Below are 20,247 nucleotides of genomic sequence, written 5' to 3' on the forward strand. Positions count from 1 at the left end.
CCGTTCAGGCCGAGGCCGCGCTGCCCGGTGCGGCCGGCAATGCAGGTGCCGGCTGCGTGGCCGCGCGGGCCTGGCGGTGGCCCCACTCGGTGATCGGCTTCTCGAACCGGCGGTAGAGAAAATCGGAGACAACCAGCGCCGCGCCGAAGGACGCGAACAGCAGCGTTGCCCCCGCCACCGTGGTGGGCGAGATGCCGATCACGGCCTGCGCTGCCAGGTACTGCACCAGGTACATCGCGTACGAGCGGCGCCCCACGAACAGCATGAAGCGCGACGAAAGAAGCCTGCGCAGCCAGCTGTTCGCCGCAACCAGCGAGGGCAGCCACAGGCCCACCAGCACCACGTACACCGCGATGAGCTGCGGCTCGCCGAAGCGGGCGCTGATCGTGAGCGACTTGCGGTGCACCAGGAACAGGGCCAGCGCAATGGCGATGGCGGCCGCCTGCGTCATGAGGCCGCGCATCCATGGGAAGGTCCGGCGCGTGTGCATCGCCATCGCCACCATCGAGCCCACCAGCATCCCAAGGTAGTGCCAGGGCGAGAATCCGGCCGGGTGGGCGCCCGTCATCCAGACGGCCGCCAGCAGCGCGAGGCTGCATCCGGCGATTCCGAAGCGCGAGGCGGCCGTGGAACCGAACAGCGCGAACAGCGCCGGCCACACCAGGTAGTACTTCCACTCGATGCCCAGCGTCCAGGTCATCTGCAGCGGCGCGAAGCCGGCAAACTCGTTCAGCAGCGTGAGGTAGTAGGGCGTGGCCGCCTTCATCTGCTCCCAGGCCGCACCCTGGGCAACATAGCTCAGCGCGAGCACCAGCAGGTAGACCAGAAAATACAGCGGCAGGATCCGGGCCGCGCGCCGGATGTAGAACGCCTTGAGCGACACCCTGCCCGTGGCATCGCGCTCGCGCAGCAGCAGCGTGGTGATCAGGAAGCCGGAAAGCACGAAGAAGGCATGCACGCCGAGCCAGCCCGAGAACTTGTCCCAGCGCGGCCCGCCGAAGTGGAACCCGAAAACAAGGAAGACGGCCACCGCCCGCAGCCCATCGAGTGCTGCGAAATTGCGGGTCTCCAGGTAATCGTCGGGGCCGTGGATCGACCCTTGTTCACGCATGTTGAGCGGTGCCTCTCCTTCGAATCGCGCGGATTCTGCCCGAGATAGCACTTTCGTGGTGCATCGGCAGGGTCGGGCGGCCGCGGCTGTTGGTGCGGCGCCACGCTGCGCCGCAAGGGCTGCGAAAATCGCGGTTTTGAAGAGACGGACATGCCCCTGCACACCACCGCCCTCGTCCTGTTCTCCGGCGGCCAGGATTCGACCACCTGCCTCGCGGACGCGCTGTCCAGGTACCAGCGCGTCGAGACGCTGGGCTTCGACTATGGCCAGCGGCACCGCGTCGAGCTCGACGTGCGCGGCACCATCCTCGCGAAGATGCGCGAGCGCTTTCCCGACTGGGCGCCGCGCCTGGGCGAAGACCACGTGCTCACGCTGGCCGCGCTGGCCCAGCTCGGCGGCTCCTCGCTCACGGAGGAAGTCGCCTTCGAGATGCAGGCCGACGGCCTGCCCAACACCTTCGTGCCGGGGCGCAACCTGCTGTTCCTTACCCTGGCCGGCGCGCTGGCCTACCGGCGCGGGCTGCAGGTGATCGTCACCGGCGTCTGCGAGACCGACTTCTCCGGCTACCCCGACTGCCGCGACGACACCATGAAGGCGATGCAGCTCGCGCTCTCGCTCGGGCTGGAGCGCCGCCTGGTCATCGAGACGCCGCTGATGTGGATCGACAAGGCCGAAACCTGGCAGATGGCGCACCGCCTGGGCGGCGAGCCGCTGGTCGACCTGATCGTGGAAGAAACCCACACCTGCTACCTTGGCGACCGCACGCATCGCCAGGCCTGGGGCTATGGCTGCGGCGAGTGCCCGGCCTGCGAGCTGCGCAAGAAGGGCTGGGAGCGCTATGCTTCGCGCCCCCAGGAGGCCTAGGTAGCCGCCGTTTCCAGCCGGTAGCGCGCGCCGCCCGCCGGTGGGTCTTCGGGCTGGGGCACCAGCGTCCAGCGCTGGTTGTGGAAATCGCCCACCGCCGCGCGGTGCGCGATCGACACCATGGCGCCGCCCGCGGCCTTCACGCGGTCGGAGAGCCGCTTGTAGAGCACGCCCTCGGCCTCGGCATCGAGCGCGCTGGTGATCTCGTCGGCGAAGAGCCATGACGGCTTCTTCAGCAGCACGCGCGCGATGGACAGCCGCTGCTGCTCGCCACCCGAGAGCTTCTGGCTCCAGGCATCGCTGTCGTCGAGGCGGTCCACGAGGTTGGGCAGCAGCGCGTCGACCAGTGCCTGGCGCAGCTCGGCATCGCTGTAGTTCTCGGCCGGATTCGGATAGGTCAGCGCATTGCGCAGGGTGCCGTCGGGCACGTAGGGACGCTGCGGCATGAACACCGCGCCATCGGGCACCTTCACATGGCCGCGCGCGAACGGCCAGATGCCGGCAAAGGTGCGGAACAGGGTCGACTTTCCGCTGCCCGACGGCCCCTGCAGCAGCACGCTGTCGCCCGGCTGGACCGCCAGCGCCGCACCGGCCAGCAGCGAGGTGCCGTTGGGCAGCGCCACCGTGAGATCGCCGGTCTGCAGCGCGGGCGCGCTGCCGTCGCGCTCGAGCGACTGGCTGCGCGCGGCGTGCGCGCGCATCGCATCGTCGAAGCTGGTGAGGCGGTCGGTGGTGGCGCGCCAGACGGCCACGCGGTCGTAGTTGTCGACGAACCAGCTCAGCGAATCCTGCACCTTGCCGAAGGCCGACGAGATCTGCATCAGCTGGCCGAGCTGGATGGCGCCGCTGAAGAAGCGCGGCGCGGCCACCAGGAACGGAAAGATCACTGCCGCCTGCCCGAAGAACGAGGTGAAGGTGATCAGGTTCTTCTGCTGCTTGATGAGCACCAGGTAGTTGCGCAGCACGCTGCCGAAGCGCAGGTCGAGCTGGCCGTGCTCGACCTTCTCGCCCTTGTCCAGCGCAATCGCCTCGCTGTACTCGCGCACCCGCACCAGGTGGTGCCGGAAGTCGGCTTCGAAGCGCTGCTGCCGGAAGTTGGTGCCGATCAGCGGGCGGCCGATGAAGTGCGTGATGGCCGTGCCCACCACGCAATAGGCCACCGCCAGCCAGACCATCGCACCCGCGATCTGGTAGCTGCTGCCGCCCATCGAGAACGCGAAGCTGCCCGACAGTCCCCAGAGGATGCCCACGAAGCTCACCAGCGTGACCACGGCGTTCAGGAGGCCCATTGACAGCGTCATCGTGTAGTCGGTGAACATCTGCATGTCCTCCTGGATCCGCTGGTCGGGATTGTCGGGCGCCTGGCCGTCCTGGTTCGCGTAGCGCGCGAGTTCGAGGTGATAGAAGGTGCGGTCGGACATCCAGCGCGACAGGTAGTCGCGCGTCATCCAGCTGCGCCAGCGCAGCTGCAGCAGCTGCGTCACATAGAACTTGAGCACCTGCACCGCGATGTTGAAGAAGGCGATCCAGCCGAAGACGCCCACCTCGCGCCAGAAAACCGCCGAATCCTTGTTCTGCAGTCCGTCGTAGAAGCGCCCATACCACTGGTTGCCCAGCACCGCCACGTACACGTAGAACAGGTTCAGCGCGACGATGCCCAGCAGCATCGCGCGGGCGCGCCATTTTTCCTCGGAACGGAAGTAGGGCGCCGCAAGCGCGAAGACGCGCTTCACTACCTGGGCGAACGTGGCGGCACGCGCCGTGACGGATAAAGACATGCAGGTTTCCTCGCTGGGCGCGGGTGCGCCGGACATCGTGAGGAATCGATGGTAGTCAAATGTTCCTTAAGCAGGGCTGAACCGGCCCGGATGCTCGGCAAGCGCTCAGCGCAGCATGATGCGCGCCGCGATCTCCAGGAAGTGCTTGAGCGGCGGCGTCTCGAGTCCCTGCACCTTCGCTTCCTCGTCCCACAGCCGCAGCCGCACGGCATCCGCGGCCCAGCGCTGATCGGCAAAGCGCCGCGCCGCTTCGTCGTCCATCACGCCGCCCTGCAGCGCGAGGCTGCGTACCGAATCGGGCGAAAGCCGCGCGAAGTAGCCGGGCCGCGTCGCGCAAAGATAGCGCTTGGCGTCCACGTGCAGCCGGATCGGCTCGCGCACCTCGGCGCCGAAGACGCCGCGCAGGAGCGGCATGGCGATGTACTGGTGGCGGTCGTCGATGCCCAGTTCGGTGGGCGAGCGCGACAGCGTCTGGTGCTCGGCGATCAAGAGGTGTCCGAGGTCGTGCAGCAGCGATGCCGTGACCAGCGCATCGCCCGCGCCGGCCTGCTCCGCAAGCCATGCGCACTGCAGCGCATGCTCGAGCTGCGACACCGGCTCGCCCGCATATGCGACCCCGCCGCGTTCGGCGAACAGGCGGGCGATTTCGGCGAGGTCGAGTGTCATGGAGCTGGGGCGAAGGCGGAATGCGCGGAGCGAGGGCACGCAGCTTCGCGCATTCCGATGACCGGGGCATGACGAAGCCCGCGGCGCTGCACCAGCGCACCGCTCAGTCGGCATGGCGTCCGACTTGACTTGCGGGAAGGCGGGCATAGCATCCGCCGCATGAGAAGCACAGTCCTTGTTCTTCTGCTCTGCATCGGCCTGGTAGCGGCCGGCTGCAACGACAAGCCCAAGCCCGGCGTCCCGGTGCCGAAGGCTTCGGCCGATGTCGTGATGCCGGTCCCGTTCGCGGGCTGATTCGCCCCTCCCGGGCGTGCGGGCGGCCATGCGCCGCCGGGCATTGCGCGTGCTCGCCTTGGCATGTCCGCGCCCGGCGATATCCTTGGCGCGGAGCAAAAAACAATGAAGACTTTCGAGACAAGCGCCCACGCGGCGGATTCGCGCTACGCCATGCTGCGGCTCGGCCTCACGCTGCTGGTCATGACGGTCGGCAGCAGCGGCATGTACGTGGTCTCGGTGATGCTGCCTGCCGTGCAGGCCGAGTTCGGCGTCGCGCGCGCGGACGCCTCGCTGCCCTACACGCTGCTGATGCTCGGCTTCGGCGTGGGCGGCGTGCTGATGGGGCGGCTGGCCGACCGCTTCGGCGTGATGTGGCCCTTGCTGATCGGCGCGCTGAGCCTTGGCGTGGGCTATGTCGCCTGCGGCATGGCCGATGGCATCGTTTCCTTCATCGCGGCGCAGGCCGTGCTGGTCGGCCTGCTCGGCAGCGCCGCGGCCTTTGCGCCGCTGGTGGCGGACACTTCGCTCTGGTTCGTCAAGCGGCGCGGCATCGCGGTGGCGGTGTGCGCGAGCGGCAACTACGTGGCCGGCGCCATCTGGCCGCCGATCGCGCAGCACTTCATCGAGACGGTCGGCTGGCGCCAGACCTACATCGGCATGGGCCTTTTCTGCGGCCTCGCGATGGCGGCGCTCGCGCTCTTCTTCCGTGCGCGGCCACCGGCACTGGCCGTCGTGCCGGCCAGCCATGCCGGCCATGCCGCGCGGCGGCGCGACCTGACGCGGCCCTTCGGTTTCAGCACGGGCACGGCCCAGGGCCTGCTGTGCGTGGCGGGCGTGGCCTGCTGCGTGGCCATGGCGATGCCGCAGGTGCACATCGTGGCCTACTGCGGCGACCTCGGCTACGGCGCGGCGCAGGGCGCGCAGATGCTGTCGCTGATGCTGGGCTTCGGCGTGGTGAGCCGGCTGGTGTCGGGCGCGATCTGCGACCGCATCGGCGGGCTGCGCACGCTGCTGCTGGGCGGCGCGCTGCAGGGCGTGGCGCTGCTGCTGTTCCTGCCGTTCGACGGGCTGGTGCCGCTCTACGTGATCTCGGCACTGTTCGGACTGTTCCAGGGCGGCATCGTGCCGTCCTACGCGATCATCGTGCGCGAGCACTTCCCGCCCGAGGAGGCCGGCGCGCGCGTGGGCACGGTGCTGATGTTCACGCTGTTCGGCATGGCGCTGGGCGGCTGGATGTCGGGCAAGGTGTTCGACCTCACCGGCAGCTACCACGCGGCGTTCCTCAACGGCATCGGCTGGAACCTGCTGAACGTCAGCATCGCGGCGATGCTGCTGTTCAGGGTCCGGCATCTGCGGCTTCGCACCGCCGCGGCGTAGCTCGCTGCGTCAGAGGTCGGGCATGCCCATCGCCGGATCGCTGACCGTGTGCCGGCCGGTCTCGACGCGGCCGGCAAAGCGGCGCACGAAGCTCGTGTCGGCATCGCAGCTCACGGCAAAGTCGTACCACGCGCCGCTGGCTGCGAGGTCCCAGTGCAGCTCGGCCTTGGCGCCGCCTGCCACCGTCGCGGTCCACGGGCCGTCGCTGCGGTAGGCCTTGGCGCGCACGCTGAACTTGCAGGCGTTCTTGCCGCCGTTGAGCAATTCCAGGTAGACGTTGCCGTTGGCGATGTCGTAGCACACGCGCACCTCGGGCATGGCGGCGTCGCCGGCGCGCAGGGCGTTCAGGTCGCCCTTGAAATGGCGGTGGAAGCCGTTGGGGCCGAGCACCCAGAGGTCGTAGAAGCCGCTGTCGTCGCGCATCGCGCTCCATGCATCGTCGAGCGTCTTGCCGGGCTCGACCATGTAGCGGCGCGGCAGGCGGTCGAGGTTGAGCCTGTCATAGACATGGAACACCGCGCTGGCCGTGCCGGTGTTCGAGAACAGCAGCTGGATCTTTCCGCCGATGGCATCGGCGCGGGCACTCGTGTGCAGCTCGTAGGGCAGCGCGCGCGAGGGCCGCGTGCCGGTGGCCTGGCGCGGCAGCAGCGGGTCGAGCGGCAGTGCCACTTGCGCCAGGGCCTGCTGGTCGGCGCGCAGCTTGTCGGCGTCGGCCCTGGTCGTGCGCCCCGCCAGGGTGGGCAGCGCTTCCGTATTGGGCGTGGCGAAGTTGAAGGCGCTGGTGAGATCGCCGCACACTGCGCGGCGGAAATCGCTGATGTTGGTTTCCTTCACGCCGAAGCGCGTCTCGATGAAGCGCAGCACGGAGGTGTGGTCGAAGGCCTGCGAATTGACCCAGCCGCCGCGACTCCACGGCGACACCACATACATCGGCACGCGCACGCCGGGGCCGTAGACGCGGCCATCGGGCGGCGGCTGGTCGGTGGTGCCGGGCGGATTCGGATGGTTGAAGTATTCGGGCGCGAGCGCTTGCACTGGCAGCGTGGTCTTGCCCGCGGGCGTGCCGTCGGCGTTGATCGAAGGCGCGGCCGGCGAAGGAACGTGGTCGAAGTAGCCGTCGTTCTCGTCGAAATTGATGAACAGCACGGTCTTGCTCCACACCTCGGGAACGGCGGTGAGCGCATCGAGCGTTTCCTGGATGTACCAGGCGCCCTGCACCGGGCTCGACGGGCCGGGGTGCTCGGAATAGGTCGCGGGCGCGACGATCCACGAGACCTGCGGCAGCTTGCCGTTCCTGATGTCCTGGCGGAACTGCTCGAGAAAGCCGCCGTCCGGCATGGTGTTGGCAATGCCCTTGTAGAGCGGATTGCCGGCGTCGTCGCTGGCCGGGTCGTAGGCGGGCGAGATGGCGTCGTTGCTCACGGGCTTGCCCGAGACTTCGTTGGCGAGCCGGTACTGCTTGAAGCCGGCCAGCGAGTTGTCGCCGAAGTTCTCGGGCATGTTCTGGTAGACGATCCAGCTCACCTTGGCTTCCTGCAGCCGCTCGGGGTAGGTCTTCCAGCTGTAGCCATTGGCCGAGCTGTCGATCGAATCCCACTCGTTGTTGACCGTGGCCACGTTCGCGCCGGTGGGGCCGTTGGTGCCGGTCCAGAGGAACATGCGGTTCGAATTGGTGCCGGTGTGCATGCTGCAGTGGTAGGCATCGCAGAGCGTGAAGGCGTTGGCCAGCGCGAATTGGAAGGGCAGCTCCGCTTCTTCGAGGTAGCCCATCGATTGCGTGAAAGGCGCCGTCTTGGTTTTCTTGTAGCGCACCCATTCGTACATGCGGCCGCCAGCCCACGCAGCCTGGCCGTCGCTCCAGCTGTGCGGCGTCCCGGCCACGCGCTGCGCGTTGCCCTTCGAGCCGTCGAGGTGGTAGGGCAGCACTTCCTTGCCGGCGTCGTCGAGCTGCTGCCACACGCTGCGTCCCTTGGGCAGCGGGATGGTGAAGCGGTCGCCGAAGCCGCGCACGCCCATGAGCGTGCCGAAGTAGTGGTCGAACGAGCGGTTCTCCTGCATCAGGATGACGATGTGCTCGACGTCCTTGATGGTGCCGGTCTTGTTGTTGGCGGGAATGGCGAGCGCGCGGCGGATGCTCGGCGGAAAGGCCGAGAGTGCGAGCGCGGCGGCACCGGTGGTGGCTGTGCCTGTGAGGAAACTGCGGCGTGAGGTCATGGTGTTGTTCTGGTGTGGGAGGGTGTTCAGGGTGCGCAGCGCATCTCGGGCTTTGCGCCGGTGTCGGGCGGCGGCGTGGTGGGCGTGGTGGGCGTGGTTGGCGTCGGCGTGCCCACGCCGGGCAGGCCGCCGAAGAAGCCGCCGCCACCGCCGCTGCCGCCGCCGCAGGCGGAAAGGGCGCAGGCCAGGATCAGCGCGGGAACGAGCCGCGCAGGCAGGGATGAAAGTCGCATGGGGATTCCTTGGGAGTCGTCGTTGCGTGGGCGCCCGGAAGAGCGCTGAAAAAAGACCGCGCGGGCTCGAAGACGCAGCGCCGAAAAGGCATCGCGAAGCACCCGCGCGGAGGCAGGCCGCAAGACTAGGGAGATCGCGTTACATCGCCATGAACGAGCGATGACAAGGCAGCGGCGCAGGGCGCGCCGCGGGAGCGCTCAGCGCTCGTTGCTGATGCCGCTCGAGACGTGGCCCGCAGGCACGTGGCGCGCCGCGGCATCGACGTGGCCGGTCTGGTCGTCGAAGAAGAAATCGGGTTCGAACTCGCGCAGGAATTCGCCCTTCGGAAGGCCACCGAGGAACATCGCTTCGTCGACGCGGATGTTCCACTTCATGAGCGTGCGGATCGCGCGCTCGTGCGCCGGGGCGCTGCGCGCAGTGACCAGCGCGGTGCGGATGCGCATCTGCGCATTGCCCGCCATCTGCAGGCGATGCAGCGCCGTCAGCAGCGGCTTGAAGGGCCCTTCGGGCAGCGGCAGGTCGGCCTTGCTGAGCTCGTGCGCCTGGAAGGCATCGAGGCCTTCGGCCTGGAACACGCGCTCGGCTTCGTCGGAGAACAGCACCGCATCGCCGTCGAACGCGATGCGCACTTCGTTCGGCCAGGCATCGCTGGCCTTTACCGATTCGACCAGCACGCGCGCGGCAGGAAAGCCCGCGTTGAGCGCTTCGCGCACGTCCTGCGCATTGACCGAGAGGAACAGGTGCGCGCGCAGCGGCCGCAGATAGCCGAAGGGTGGGCGTCCCTGCGTGAACACGCCGCGCTGCAGCTTGATGTCGGCCGCCGCGCTCGAGCGGAAGATGCGCATGCCCGAGACCGGATCGTTGCGCGAAAGAATGACCACCTCGACGCGCTGCACGCCGTCCTCGTTGAAGCGCAGCAGCTTGCGGATCAGCGAGTAGGCGATGCCCGGCGCGGCCGGCACGTCGATGCGGTCGAGCTGCAGCTTCATGTAGCCCTCGTTGTCGCCGGCCTCGAAGATCCTGTTTTCTTCTTCGAGGTTGAACAGCGCGCGCGAGGAGATCGCGACCACGAGTTTGTCTTCGAGCGTGACGGGCATGGCGTGCAGTGCTTCCTGGCGGACTTACTTGACGAACTGGTTGAGCTGGATGATAGGCAGCATCACCGCCAGCACGATGAGCATCACCACGCCGCCCATGGCCACGATCAGCAGCGGCTCGAGGATGGTGGCCAGGTGCATCGCGCGGCGCTGCACCTCGGCGCCGAGCTGGTTGGCCGCGCGCTGCAGCATCAGCGGCAGCGTGCCGGTCTGTTCGCCGAGCCGCGCGAACATCGACACAAGGCCAGGGAAGCGCTTTTTCTGCGCCAGCGCCGAGGCCAGCGGCGCGCCTTCGCGCACCAGCACCAGGGCGTCGAGCGCATCCGCGCGCATGGCGCGGTTGCCCAGTGTCTCGGAGGCCGCCTGCAGCGCGCGCAGGATCGGCACGCCGGCGGTGGCCAGCATGGCCAGCGTGCTCGCAAAGCGCGCCGCGTTGTAGCCGCGCGCGAGCTTGCCCACCAGCGGCAGCCGCAGCCAGGCGGCGTCGAACTTCAGCCGGAAGGCCTCCTGCGCCAGCGCCAATCGCGCGGCGATCGCGGCGAACACCACGCCGCCCAGCATCCACCAGCCGTAGTTGCGCACCGCCGCGCTCAGCGACAGCATGACGGTGGTGAGGAAGGGCAGCGAGCGCTTGGTGCCCGCGAACACCTGCGCCACCTGCGGCACCACATAGCTCACGAGGAAGATCACGATCACGATCGCCACCAGCGTGACGATGGCCGGATAGAGCGCGGCGCCGATGAGCTTCTGCTGCAGCGCCTGCCGCTCCTCCAGGTCGTCGGCGAGCCGGTCGAGCACGAGGCCGAGGTTGCCGCTTTGCTCGCCTGCGCCGATCACGGCGGTGTAGATGGGCGAGAACTCGCGCGGATGGGCCGCGAGCGCGTGCGCGAAGGGCGAGCCCGCGTTGACCTCGGCACGCAGCGAAGCGACCAGGTTGCGCTGCGGCTCGGTCTCGGCTTCGTCGGTGAGCGCGGTCAGCGCGCGTTCGAGCGGCAGGCCCGAAGAGACCAGGCCCGCGAGCTGGCGCGTCCAGACCGCGAGGCCGGTGGAGCTGAAGACCCTGGCGCCGCCGCCCAGCCAGCGGCGCAGGCCGCCATTGCCGGTGCCGTTGACGTGGCTGCTGCTGACTGGCGTGACCGATAGCGGAATGAGCGCCTGCGCGCGCAGCAGGCTGCGGGCGCTGCGCGCGGTGTCGGCCTCGAGCACGCCTTCGCGCGACTGGCCGCTGGCATCGATGGCTTCGAAGGAATAGGCGGGCATGGCGGGTGCCGGGCGGATCAGTCGCGCGTGACGCGAAGCAATTCGGCGCGCGAGGTGATGCCGGCCTGCACCAGCCGTTCGCCGTCTTCGCGCATCAGGCGCAGGCCGCCGCGCGCGCCGGCCTGGAGCAGTTCGCTCTCGGCCGCCCTGCTGTGGATCAGGCCCTGCACGGTCTCGTCGGCCACCAGCAGCTCGAAGATGCCGGTGCGCCCCTGGTAGCCGGTTTGCCCGCACACCTCGCAGCCGGCGCCGCCGCAGGCCGTGCAGACCTTGCGCACCAGGCGCTGCGCGAGCACGCCCAGCAGCGACGAGCTCAAGAGGAAGGGCTCCACGCCCATGTCGGTCAGGCGCGTGACGGCGCTGACCGAATCGTTGGTGTGCAGCGTCGCCAGCACGAGGTGGCCGGTGAGCGAGGCCTGGATGGCGATCTGCGCGGTCTCGAAGTCGCGGATTTCGCCGATCATGATCACGTCCGGGTCCTGCCGCAGGATCGCGCGCAATGCCTTCGCGAAGGTGAGCTCGATCTTGGCGTTGATCTGTGTCTGCCCCACGCCCGGCAGCTCGTATTCGATCGGGTCTTCCACCGTCATGATGTTGCTGCGGCTGGCATCCAGCCGGGCCAGCGCGGCATACAGCGTGGTGGTCTTGCCCGAGCCCGTAGGGCCGGTCACCAGGATGATGCCGTGCGGCTGCGCAATGAGCTTCTCGAAGCGCGCGAGCGTGTCGCCCTGCATGCCCACCGATTCGAGCGTGAGCTTCGATTCGCTCTTGTCCAGCAGGCGCAGCACCGCGCGCTCGCCGTGCGCGCTGGGCAGCGTGGAGACGCGCACGTCGACCGCGCGCGTGCCGATGCGAAGGCTGATGCGCCCGTCCTGCGGCAGCCGCTTCTCGGAGATGTCGAGGTCGGCCATGATCTTCAGGCGCGAGATCAGCGCGGCATGCAGCGCGCGGTTGGGCTGCACCACCTCGCGCAGCGTGCCGTCGATGCGAAAGCGCACGGACGAGGTGCGCTCGTAGGGCTCGATGTGGATGTCGCTCGCGCCGTCGCGCGCGGCCTGCGTGAGCAGCGCGTTGAGCATGCGGATGATGGGCGCGTCGCCGGCGCTTTCCAGCAGGTCTTCCACCGCCGGCAGCTCCTGCATCATGCGCGAGAGGTCGGCGTCGCTCTGCACCTCGCTGACCACCGCGGCGGCACTCGACTCGCCCTGCGCATAGGCCGCGCTGATGCGCTGCGCGAGCGGGCCGTCGGCCAGCACCTCGAAGGCCTGCACGCCGTACTTGCGCGTGACCTCGCCGACCGCGCTGCGCGAGGGATGGCTCGACATCCACAGCGTGTGGCTGCCGTCGTCGGCTTCTTCGAGCAGCAGTTGCTGGCTGCGGGCGAACGCGTAGGGCAGGGGGTGGCGCATGGGCTTCAGGGCAATTCGCGCGAGCTGGTCGGGTCGGCCGTGGGCGGCAGCGCGCCGCGCAGCGGGCTCGGGCGCAGGCTGCGCGTGTCGGCGGGCGGGCGCGGCGGCGGGATCAGCTGCGTGCCCTGGATGCGGTCGCTGCCGCTGCTGTTGCTGCTGGTGTCGCGGCTGCCCGCGCGCGGCAGCGGTGCCTCCGGCAGCACGGGCGCGGCATCCACGCCGCGCAGCATGACGTTGTCGGTGTTCGGCTGGGTGCGCTGCTGCATGCCGCGGATCTCGTCGTAGCGGTCGTAGGCAAAGGCTTCGGTCGAGGCGCCGTCGCGCATGACGGCGGGGCGCAGGAACATCATCAGGTTGCTCTTGTTGCGCGTACGGATCTCGTTCTTGAACAGGTTGCCGAGCACCGGGATGTCGCCCGCCACCGGCACTTTCTCGACCGTGTTGCCGTAGTCGTCCGACAGCAGCCCGCCGAGCATGACCAGGCCGCCGTCTTCCACCAGCACGCTCGATTCGATCGAGCGCTTGTTGGTGGTGGGGCCGTTGGGGTTGTTGATGGTGTTGCCGTCGACGGTCGAGGTCTCCTGGAAGATGGTCATCTTCACGGTGCCGTTCTCGTTGATGGTCGGGCGCACGCGCAGCGTGAGGCCCACGTCCTTGCGCTCCACCGTGGTGAACGGGTTGATGCCCACCGAGCCCGAGGTGCTGGCGTACTGGCCGGTGACGAAGGGCACGTTCTGGCCGATGACGATCTTGGCTTCCTCGTTGTCCAGCGTCAGCAGGTTGGGCGTGGAGAGCACGTTAGCGTCGCCGTCGCTGTTGAAGAAGTTGGCGATCGCGCCCAGGATGTACTGCCCGCCGATCTTGCCGGCGATGCCGAGGTTCAGCCCCGACGACGGCCGCACGTTGGCCACGTCGCGGGTGGCCAGTGCCTGCGTCAGCGCCAGGATGTTGGCGCTGGCCAGGCTCGAATTGGTGCCGATGACCGCGTTGTTGCCCAGCGCGCTCTGCCACTGGACGCCGAAGTTGGCGGCCTTCTTGGCGCTGACCTCGACGATCAGCGCCTCGATCATCACCTGCGCGCGCCGGCCGTCGAGCTTGTCGATCACCGCGCGCATCTGCCGGTACTGCGGCTCGGGCGCCGTGATGATCAGCGAGTTGGTCGACGGGTCGGCCTGGATCTGTCCGCCGGTCGACGGCTGGTTGGCATTGTTGAGCGGCGCGTTGGCGGCCGCCGAGCCGCCGCCTTGCCCGCTGAGATTGACCGGCATGGCCTGCGGAACGTTGGCTTGCTGTTGCGGTGCGCCGCCGCCGCCGGCGGCCCCCGGTGCGCCCGGCGTGCCGGGCAGCTGGTTGGCTGCCATGGCGGCGCGCAGCGTGGCCGCCAGCCGCACCGCATCGGCGTTCTTCAGGTAGACCACGTAGATGTTGCCGGCCGCGCCGTTGCTGCTCTCGGCGGGTGCGCGGTCGAGCTTCTCGACCAGCGTGCGCACCAGCGCCGCGCGCGCCGGATTGGCCGCGCGCAGGATCAGCGCGTTGCTGCGCGGGTCGGCCAGCAAGGTGGTGCGGAACGAGGCATCGGCCGTGCCCGGCGCGGCGGCGCCCGGCGTGGCGCCCGAGCCGCTGCCGTCGACCAGCCGGGTGATCAGCGGCAGCATGTCGGTGGCGATCGAATGCTTGAGCGGGATCACCTCGATGTCCGACGCATTGGGCACGTCGAGCGCCGCGATGATGCGCGCCAGCCGGCGCATGTTGTCCGCGTAGTCGGTGATCACGAGCGAGTTGTTGCCCGGGTTCACGTTGATGGTGTTGTTGGGCGGAATGAGCGGGCGCAGCACCGGCAGCAAGCTGTTCGGCGACTCGTAGTTGAGCCTGAAGATCTGCGTGACGATCTGGTTGCCCGCCACCGAGCCGGCGCTGGGCGTGGCGGTATTGACGGTCTGGGTCTGGAGCTTGGCGTCGGCTTCGGGCACCACCTTGTAGAGCCCTTCGGCCTCCACCACCGCAAAGCCCTGCAGGCGCAGCGCGGAAGCGAACTGGTTGAACGCCGCGGCCGGCGCGATGGCCCGGTCGGTCACGAGGTTCATCGTGCCCTTCACGCGCGGGTCGACCACCACGTCGCGGCCGGTGACCACCGCCATGGTGCGGGCCACGGCCTCGATGTCGGCGTTGGCGAAGTTGAGCGTGATGGGCTCGCCCCGGCGCGGCGCATCGCCGGACTGCGCGAACACGGGCGGCGCGGCCTGCAGCAAGGTGGCGGCAACCAGCATCTGCGCTGCGAGTGCAACGACGGCGAGGCGGCTGCCGGGCGAAGTCAGTGGCTTCATCATGATCAACCCAGGGTGATGATCGAACGCGCGTTGTCGCGCCGCCCGATGATGTTCAACAAATTGGAAAGCGCGTCTTCGCGGCCGGCCGCGGCACTGGCTTCGCCATTGAAGCGAAAGGCGGTGCCGTTCCAGCTGCCGCTGCCGTTCAGCTGGAGGCTGCCTTCGCGCGTGCTCAGCAGCAGGCTCGGGCGGCTGCCGCCTTCGAGCGTGAGGCGGTAGCTGCCCATCGGCTTGAGTGTCGACAGGCTGGACGAGACATCGGTGGCGTCGAGCGTGGCCTGGCCCGCGATGCGCAGCACGGGGCCCTCCCACTGCATCGAGAGGCCCCGGGTGGAGAGGTCGAGCGTGCCTTCGAGCCGGAGCGTGTTCCAGGGCGCGCCCAGGCCGGTCAGCAAGGTGGCGGGCCAGCGCGAACTGCCGTCGTCCCACTGCAGCTGCATGCCGCTCGCGCGCGGGCTGGCCTTGAGCTGGAGCGGCCGCGCCGCGCAGCAGGGCAGGTCGAGCACCGCGAACATGCCGCTCCATGCCGGACGCATGCGCCAGTTGAGCGCGCCGGGCAGCGACACCGCTTCGGCGCCGCCGGCGCCGCTGGCAAGCACCACGGCCGCGGTGCCGTTCCAGACCGTGCCGCGCGGGTTGACCAGCAGCAGCCGGCCCTGGCTCCAGTTCGAGAGCGCCGCGGCCAGCCAGCGCGCCGGCGCGAACAGCACCAGGGCCAGCAGCGCCCCCAGCACGATGCCGAGCAGGGCCCAGCGCCAGCCGCGGCGCGGCGCCGATTCGGCAAGGGAGGAGCGCGTCACCATGCGGCCGTGCTCAACGGGCTGCGGGCAGCGCCATCACGAGCGTGCCCTCCCAGCGCACCTTCGCGGGCTGCGGGTCCTTGCTGCCGGCGGCCGGCGGCGCGGCGGCCGCGCGGGTCAGGTGGGCCTCGCGCGGCACCGCGTGCGCATTGCCGCGCGCCTGCGCCAGCCACTGGGCCACGGCCTCGGCCGGCGTGGCGCGCATCGTGAGGGTGGCGGCGCCATCGCCGCTGGCCGTCATGAGCTGGGCATTGGTGCCCAGGCTCTCGCGCACCGAGGTTTCGAGGGCGCGCAGCGCGTCGTCCCGGTTCAGCCGCGGCTGCGCCTGCAGCGCCTTGGCGCGGTTCTGCAGCATGGCCATCTGCTGCAGCTGCGCGTCGAGTTGCGCATGTTCGGCCGGCGCTGCGGCCAGCGTGCGCAGCGCGGGTGCGAGCGCAATCCACCACAGCAGCGCGAGCGACACGAGCACGGCCGCGATGGCGACCATGCGCCGCTCGCGCAGTTCGAGGGCGGCCCAGCGGGCCCGGAGCTGTTCGCCGAAGTTCATCGCGCAGCCTCGGCCTGCACCAGAAGCAGATCGCCTTCGGCGCGCACGCTGTAGCCGCGCGGGCCCATCGCGCCCGAAAGCCGCGTGAGCTCGGAAGGCTGCAGGCCCAGCCCGCGCAGGCGCAGCTGGCCGGCGCTGTAGTCGATGGCGCTGGGCGTTTTGCCCGGCGGGAGATGGGGAGCAAGCGCGCCGATCATCGGTTCGAGGTCGCTGCCCGCGACATCGCCCACGGCCTGCTGCAGCGCCGCGACCTCGCGCGCCATCTGCAGCGGCGCATCGACCACGAGTTTCACGGAGGGGAAGGTCTGGGTCAGCATGGTCTTGACGGCCTGGCGCTTGGCCTCGAGTGCATTGCGCTCCTTCCAGGCCCAGGCATTGAGGCCGATCAATTGGGTCAGCAGCAGGGCGGCGATGCCCCAGCGCGCGGCGCGCCACTCGGGCGCATAGCGCAGCGCCTGCACCACCGACGCAAATTTCTTGCCGGCGCGGGCACGTCCCGTCACGGCCAGGTCGAACTGCGCGAGCTCCCAGGGCGAGCGCGCCGCCTGCAGCCAGCGCTGCGGCGCCTGCGCGATGGGCACGCGGCGCTCGAGCAGGCGCTCGGCGGCCTGCGCGACGGCGGGCTCGGCGCTGATCACGGCGGTGTCCAGCGGCAGGCCGGCGGCCAGCGCGAGCCCGGCGCCCGCGAGCGGCAGCGAGACCACGCCATCGGCATCGCACACCGTGAGCTGCGGCGCCTCGGCCTCGCCGGTGACCTGCAGCAGCGGCGGGCCGTCCACGGGCTGCGGCGCGAATTCGGGAACGATGCGCACCACGCGCCGCCCCGCCGACTCCAGGCCCTGCACCAGCATGCGCAGCCAGATCCGGTTGCAGGCGGCCACCCAGACCGGCACGCCGGCCCTGGCTTCGGGTTCGAGCGCGAAGTGCAAGGCCTCGGGTTCGTCCAGCAGGTGTTCTTCGAGCAGGCCGTCGAGCACGGCGCGCAGCTTCGATGCGCTGCTCATGCTGCCCTTGGGCAGCGTCACGCGGTGCCAGGACAGCGCCGCGGCCGGAATGCCGAGCGTGACTTCCGCGCCGGCCGGCAGCAGCGCGAGCAGCGCGCGGCCATGGTTGCGCAAGGCGATGCCGTCGTCGCCTGCCTGGGCCCAGTCGTACTCGCCCGCGGCGTCGGCCGGCGGGAGGGGGGCGATGAGCAGCAGCGGGGTCATGTCGATTTCAGGAGGGCGGGTGATTGTAGGGGTGCACCGATGGTGCCATTGCTACTCTATTTGTAGCGTTTGACGTAGATGCGACGGGCTCTGGACGATGTATTGAAGCAACAAAAATGAGGAAAGGAAGCCGCACTCAGGGTTTAGCCGGAGTGGCTGTGGCAAGGCCGGCGCCGCGGTTGCGCCAGATCGTCTTCACCGTGACGCCGTCGCGCTGCAGCAGCGAGCGCTCCTCGACCCAGGTGCGGTCGAGCCGCAGCCGGCCGTAGACCTCGAAGAACTGGGTGCCCACGCTGTGCTGGCCGGCGTTGAACTGCGTGCCGCCGTTCGGGAGCGCGGCATTGGCGTCGGCAATCTGCTTGAAGTAGGAGCGCGTGCGCTTTTCCACCAGCTGGCGCGCGTCGCTGATGCTCAGGGATGGCAGGCTCGCGCTGAGGGCTTCGGCGCTGGCGGTATTGATGTTGAGCGGCGTGCGGATCGGGAGGATCGTCACGTAGGGTTCGAGGGCGGCCGCGGTTGAGGGCGAAAGGCCGAGCCACACCAGCTGCGAGACCTCCTGCGGCATCAGCGGCGCCGCCCCGGCGTCGCCGCCGCCGGCGGCATCGGTGCCGGTGGCGAGCGCGCGCACGAGCGAGGCGGTCATCGCGCTGAGCTCGGAGGCCGGCAGGCCCAGGATGTTGAACAGCTTGGTGAAGGTGGCGACGCTGGCCGGCACCGGCTTGTTGCCGTCGACCAGCGACAGCACGTTGAGCTTGGATTGCGCATCGACCACGCGGCCTGAAAGGAAGGCGTCGGGCAGTCCTTCGAGGTTGTCGCTCGCCACGTTCTTCTCGGCCGACAGAAAGCTCGTGAGCCGCGCTTCCGCGAGCGGCACGGCCCAGGGCTCGGCCAGATGGTCGGGCCCGCCGGTGAGAGCGTCTTCGCGCAGGATCAGGCGCGACCAGTCGAGCGCGCCAATCAGCACCCATGCCGCCTGCACGCGTCCGCGCTCGGCCGCCTCGACTTCGGACGCGCGCCACTGCTGCCACAGCGCCGCGGCGGAGAAGGTGGCGACCAGCATCACGGTCAGCATGGCCGCGAGCAGCGCGGCGCCGCGCTGGCGTTGCCCGGTGGGTCGAAAAACCGTGGATGCGGTCATGAGCGCGGCGCTCCCACCGTGGGCTTGACCCAGTCGCGCGTGAGCGTGCCCGACAGCCCTTCGCCCGGAGCCAGGGTCAGCACCAGGCGAACGCCGTCCGGCATGTTCACGAGGGCGCCGACAGGATTGGCCGGGTTCGCCGGATTGGGCGCGCTGGCCGGCAGCTCGCCTGCGGGCGTCCAGGCGTTCTCGCGGAAGTAGTAGAGCTGCCAGCTCGTGGCCGGCATCAGCGCGACGTCGCCGCCGCCGCCTTCCTGCGCCCACGAGGACGCCATGTTCCACGCCTGCTGCCATTCGCCGCGCGTGGTGAAGGGTGGCGACTGCCAGCGCCGCCAGCGGATGCCATCGGCGCCGGCGCGCAGCGTCCACGCCGCCACCAGCATGGCGGGTGCTGCCGCATCGCTGCTGCGCCGCGTGAGCCGCAGCACGCGGCCGTCCCAGTCGATGGGGCGGGTTTGCGCGATCGGGGTCACGGCGTCGAGATCGGCGCTCCATTGCGCGAGCGCGGTCTGCAATGCCAGCACCGCGTCGGCGCGCTGCTGGTTCTGCGTCGTGGCGCGCGACATGTTGTCGAGCCCGCGCCAGCTCACGAGCGCCAGCAGCGCCATCACCGAAATGGCCACCAGCAGCTCGATCAGCGTGAAGCCGCCGCGGGTTCCGTGGCTTGCGAAGCGGCGCATCAGAAGCGGCCCACCACGGTCGACACGCGCAGCACCGGCGCGTTGGCCTCGTCGCGCACCTGCACGTCGACGCGCCGGAAATTGGGATTGAGCGTGGCGATGGTGGAGGTGGTCACGTTGAACGAGACGCCGGCCTGCACGCAGATCGAGCCCGAATCGCCCACGGCCGGCATCTGCCTGGCCAGCCGCGCCTTGGCGAGCTCGTTTTCCGCGCACAGGTCGGCCAGCAGGAGGTCGGACTGGCGCTGCGCATTGCGTGTCAGCGACATCGTGGCCTGCGAGCCCGCCGCAAGCGCGAGTGCGACGATGCCCAGCGCAATCAGCACCTCGATCAGCGTGAATCCGCCGCATGCCGATGGGCGTCGGGGCGTCATGGCGTGCTCACGGTGAAGGGCCTGAGGCCGTCGGTGGCAATGCGCAGCGAGCGCGCGGGCGGACCTTCGGAATACAGCACGATCTGCTGCGCGGCAATGATCGGGTCGGGGCCCAATTGCACCGCCGCCACCGGCGCGCCGCTGGCCAGCGAAGCCGTGGCGCTGATGCCGCTCGCGGCCCAGCCGCTGGGCAAGGCATCGGGCGGCAGGCCGTCGAACACGAAGCTGCCACCTTCCACGATGCGCCATCGCACTGCGACGCCGCTCGCGCGCGACTGGGCGCGGGCCGATTCGAGCAGTGCGGCCAGCCGGTCGGCCTCGCGGTCGAGCCGGGCTGCGTTGGTGTCGCGCATCGCAAAGCTCACGCTGGCCGTCGCGATCGCGATGATCGCGATCACCACGATCAGCTCGAGCAGCGTGAAGCCGCCCGCGCGCCTACTGCCAGCTGCCGATGTCGGCATTCTTGCCCTCGCCGCCGGCCTGGCCATCGGCGCCGAGCGAGAGCACGTCGATTTCGCCCTTGATACCCGGATTCATGTATTGGTACGGATGGCCCCACGGATCGTTCGGCAGCTTTTCGACATAGGGCTTCCAGTTGGGCGCGGCCGGCCCCACGGTCGGGCGCACGAGCAGCGACTGCAGGCCCTGCTCGGCCGTCGGGTAGCGCTGGTTGTCCAGGCGGTAGAGCTTGAGCGCCTGCATCAGGTTGTTGATGTCGGTCCTGGCGGCGGTCACGCGGGCATCGTCGGCGCGCTCGATCACGTTCGGCACGATCAGCGCGGCCAGCACGCCGATGATGACCAGCACCACCATCAGCTCGATCAGCGTGAAGCCGCGCTGGGCAGCGCGGGTGGCGTCGCGTAGGATTTTTTTCATAGCTTGGATGA

At 69.5% G+C, this 20,247-nt stretch carries 20 protein-coding genes; 3 read left to right on the forward strand and 17 right to left on the reverse strand.

What is annotated here, in order from left to right; genetic code table 11:
• Window positions 1-4: 4 nt before the first annotated feature.
• Window positions 5-1,111: an acyltransferase family protein gene (locus tag ACAM54_RS05060; RefSeq protein ID WP_369650028.1), complete on the reverse strand. Its 1,107-nt coding sequence runs from the start codon at window positions 1,109-1,111 to the stop codon at window positions 5-7.
• A 150-nt stretch (window positions 1,112-1,261) separates the two neighbouring features.
• Between ACAM54_RS05060 and queC the strand changes: the two genes are divergently transcribed.
• A complete protein-coding gene (gene queC, locus ACAM54_RS05065) occupies window positions 1,262-1,975 on the forward strand; it encodes a 7-cyano-7-deazaguanine synthase QueC (RefSeq protein ID WP_192323080.1) in 714 nt (237 codons plus the stop codon).
• Here the strand turns inward: queC and ACAM54_RS05070 are convergent.
• Both ACAM54_RS05070 and ACAM54_RS05075 read right to left on the reverse strand, forming a co-directional pair.
• A complete protein-coding gene (locus tag ACAM54_RS05070; protein WP_369650029.1) occupies window positions 1,972-3,753 on the reverse strand; it encodes an ABC transporter ATP-binding protein/permease in 1,782 nt (593 codons plus the stop codon). The genes queC and ACAM54_RS05070 overlap by 4 nt on opposite strands.
• Before the next feature lie 105 nt (window positions 3,754-3,858).
• Window positions 3,859-4,419, reverse strand: a complete 561-nt coding sequence (locus tag ACAM54_RS05075) for a phosphonate degradation HD-domain oxygenase (RefSeq protein WP_369650030.1) — start codon at window positions 4,417-4,419, stop codon at window positions 3,859-3,861.
• Between the two features lie 159 nt (window positions 4,420-4,578).
• Between ACAM54_RS05075 and ACAM54_RS05080 the strand changes: the two genes are divergently transcribed.
• Both ACAM54_RS05080 and ACAM54_RS05085 read left to right on the forward strand, forming a co-directional pair.
• The gene (locus ACAM54_RS05080; protein WP_259347628.1) at window positions 4,579-4,713 is read left to right on the forward strand and encodes a hypothetical protein; all 135 of its coding nucleotides are present in this window, start codon (window positions 4,579-4,581) and stop codon (window positions 4,711-4,713) included.
• 105 nt (window positions 4,714-4,818) lie between these two features.
• Window positions 4,819-6,072: an MFS transporter gene (locus ACAM54_RS05085; RefSeq protein ID WP_369650031.1), complete on the forward strand. Its 1,254-nt coding sequence runs from the start codon at window positions 4,819-4,821 to the stop codon at window positions 6,070-6,072.
• Window positions 6,073-6,081: 9 nt separating this feature from the next.
• Here the strand turns inward: ACAM54_RS05085 and ACAM54_RS05090 are convergent, their stop codons facing one another.
• The 14 genes from ACAM54_RS05090 to gspG form a co-directional block, all read right to left on the reverse strand.
• The gene (locus ACAM54_RS05090; protein ID WP_369650032.1) at window positions 6,082-8,286 is read right to left on the reverse strand and encodes a phosphocholine-specific phospholipase C; all 2,205 of its coding nucleotides are present in this window, start codon (window positions 8,284-8,286) and stop codon (window positions 6,082-6,084) included.
• Window positions 8,287-8,312: 26 nt separating this feature from the next.
• Complete coding sequence (locus tag ACAM54_RS05095) at window positions 8,313-8,519, reverse strand: hypothetical protein (RefSeq protein ID WP_145740880.1); 207 nt, start codon at window positions 8,517-8,519, stop codon at window positions 8,313-8,315.
• A 198-nt stretch (window positions 8,520-8,717) separates the two neighbouring features.
• Window positions 8,718-9,617 (reverse strand): 5'-nucleotidase, encoded by a 900-nt coding sequence (locus tag ACAM54_RS05100; protein WP_369650033.1) that lies wholly within the window; start codon window positions 9,615-9,617, stop codon window positions 8,718-8,720.
• A gap of 24 nt (window positions 9,618-9,641) precedes the next feature.
• Complete coding sequence (gene gspF / locus ACAM54_RS05105) at window positions 9,642-10,877, reverse strand: type II secretion system inner membrane protein GspF (RefSeq protein ID WP_369650034.1); 1,236 nt, start codon at window positions 10,875-10,877, stop codon at window positions 9,642-9,644.
• Between the two features lie 17 nt (window positions 10,878-10,894).
• A complete protein-coding gene (locus ACAM54_RS05110) occupies window positions 10,895-12,286 on the reverse strand; it encodes a GspE/PulE family protein (protein ID WP_369650035.1) in 1,392 nt (463 codons plus the stop codon).
• 5 nt (window positions 12,287-12,291) lie between these two features.
• Entirely contained in the window at window positions 12,292-14,613 is a 2,322-nt protein-coding gene (gene gspD, locus ACAM54_RS05115) for a type II secretion system secretin GspD (protein ID WP_145740884.1), read from the reverse strand.
• 2 nt (window positions 14,614-14,615) lie between these two features.
• A complete protein-coding gene (gene gspN, locus ACAM54_RS05120) occupies window positions 14,616-15,416 on the reverse strand; it encodes a type II secretion system protein N (RefSeq protein ID WP_369650036.1) in 801 nt (266 codons plus the stop codon).
• Window positions 15,417-15,426: 10 nt separating this feature from the next.
• On the reverse strand, window positions 15,427-15,960 hold the full coding sequence (gspM, locus tag ACAM54_RS05125) for a type II secretion system protein GspM (protein ID WP_209536414.1): 534 nt from the start codon (window positions 15,958-15,960) through the stop codon (window positions 15,427-15,429).
• On the reverse strand, window positions 15,957-17,168 hold the full coding sequence (gene gspL, locus ACAM54_RS05130) for a type II secretion system protein GspL (protein ID WP_369650037.1): 1,212 nt from the start codon (window positions 17,166-17,168) through the stop codon (window positions 15,957-15,959). The genes gspM and gspL overlap by 4 nt, the downstream gene beginning before the upstream one ends.
• A gap of 136 nt (window positions 17,169-17,304) precedes the next feature.
• Window positions 17,305-18,306, reverse strand: coding sequence for a type II secretion system minor pseudopilin GspK (gene gspK, locus ACAM54_RS05135; RefSeq protein ID WP_145740891.1), 1,002 nt, complete (start codon window positions 18,304-18,306; stop codon window positions 17,305-17,307).
• The gene (locus tag ACAM54_RS05140) at window positions 18,303-18,986 is read right to left on the reverse strand and encodes a type II secretion system protein J (RefSeq protein WP_369650038.1); all 684 of its coding nucleotides are present in this window, start codon (window positions 18,984-18,986) and stop codon (window positions 18,303-18,305) included. Before ACAM54_RS05140 ends, gspK begins: the two co-directional genes overlap by 4 nt.
• Window positions 18,986-19,360, reverse strand: a complete 375-nt coding sequence (gene gspI, locus ACAM54_RS05145; RefSeq protein WP_369650039.1) for a type II secretion system minor pseudopilin GspI — start codon at window positions 19,358-19,360, stop codon at window positions 18,986-18,988. Before gspI ends, ACAM54_RS05140 begins: the two co-directional genes overlap by 1 nt.
• A complete protein-coding gene (locus tag ACAM54_RS05150; RefSeq protein ID WP_369650040.1) occupies window positions 19,357-19,821 on the reverse strand; it encodes a GspH/FimT family pseudopilin in 465 nt (154 codons plus the stop codon). Before ACAM54_RS05150 ends, gspI begins: the two co-directional genes overlap by 4 nt.
• The gene (gspG, locus tag ACAM54_RS05155; protein ID WP_047783707.1) at window positions 19,796-20,236 is read right to left on the reverse strand and encodes a type II secretion system major pseudopilin GspG; all 441 of its coding nucleotides are present in this window, start codon (window positions 20,234-20,236) and stop codon (window positions 19,796-19,798) included. The genes ACAM54_RS05150 and gspG overlap by 26 nt, the downstream gene beginning before the upstream one ends.
• Between the last annotated feature and the right edge of the window lie 11 nt (window positions 20,237-20,247).

Source organism: Variovorax sp. V93 (genome assembly GCF_041154485.1).
Lineage (GTDB): Bacteria > Pseudomonadota > Gammaproteobacteria > Burkholderiales > Burkholderiaceae_C > Variovorax > Variovorax beijingensis_A.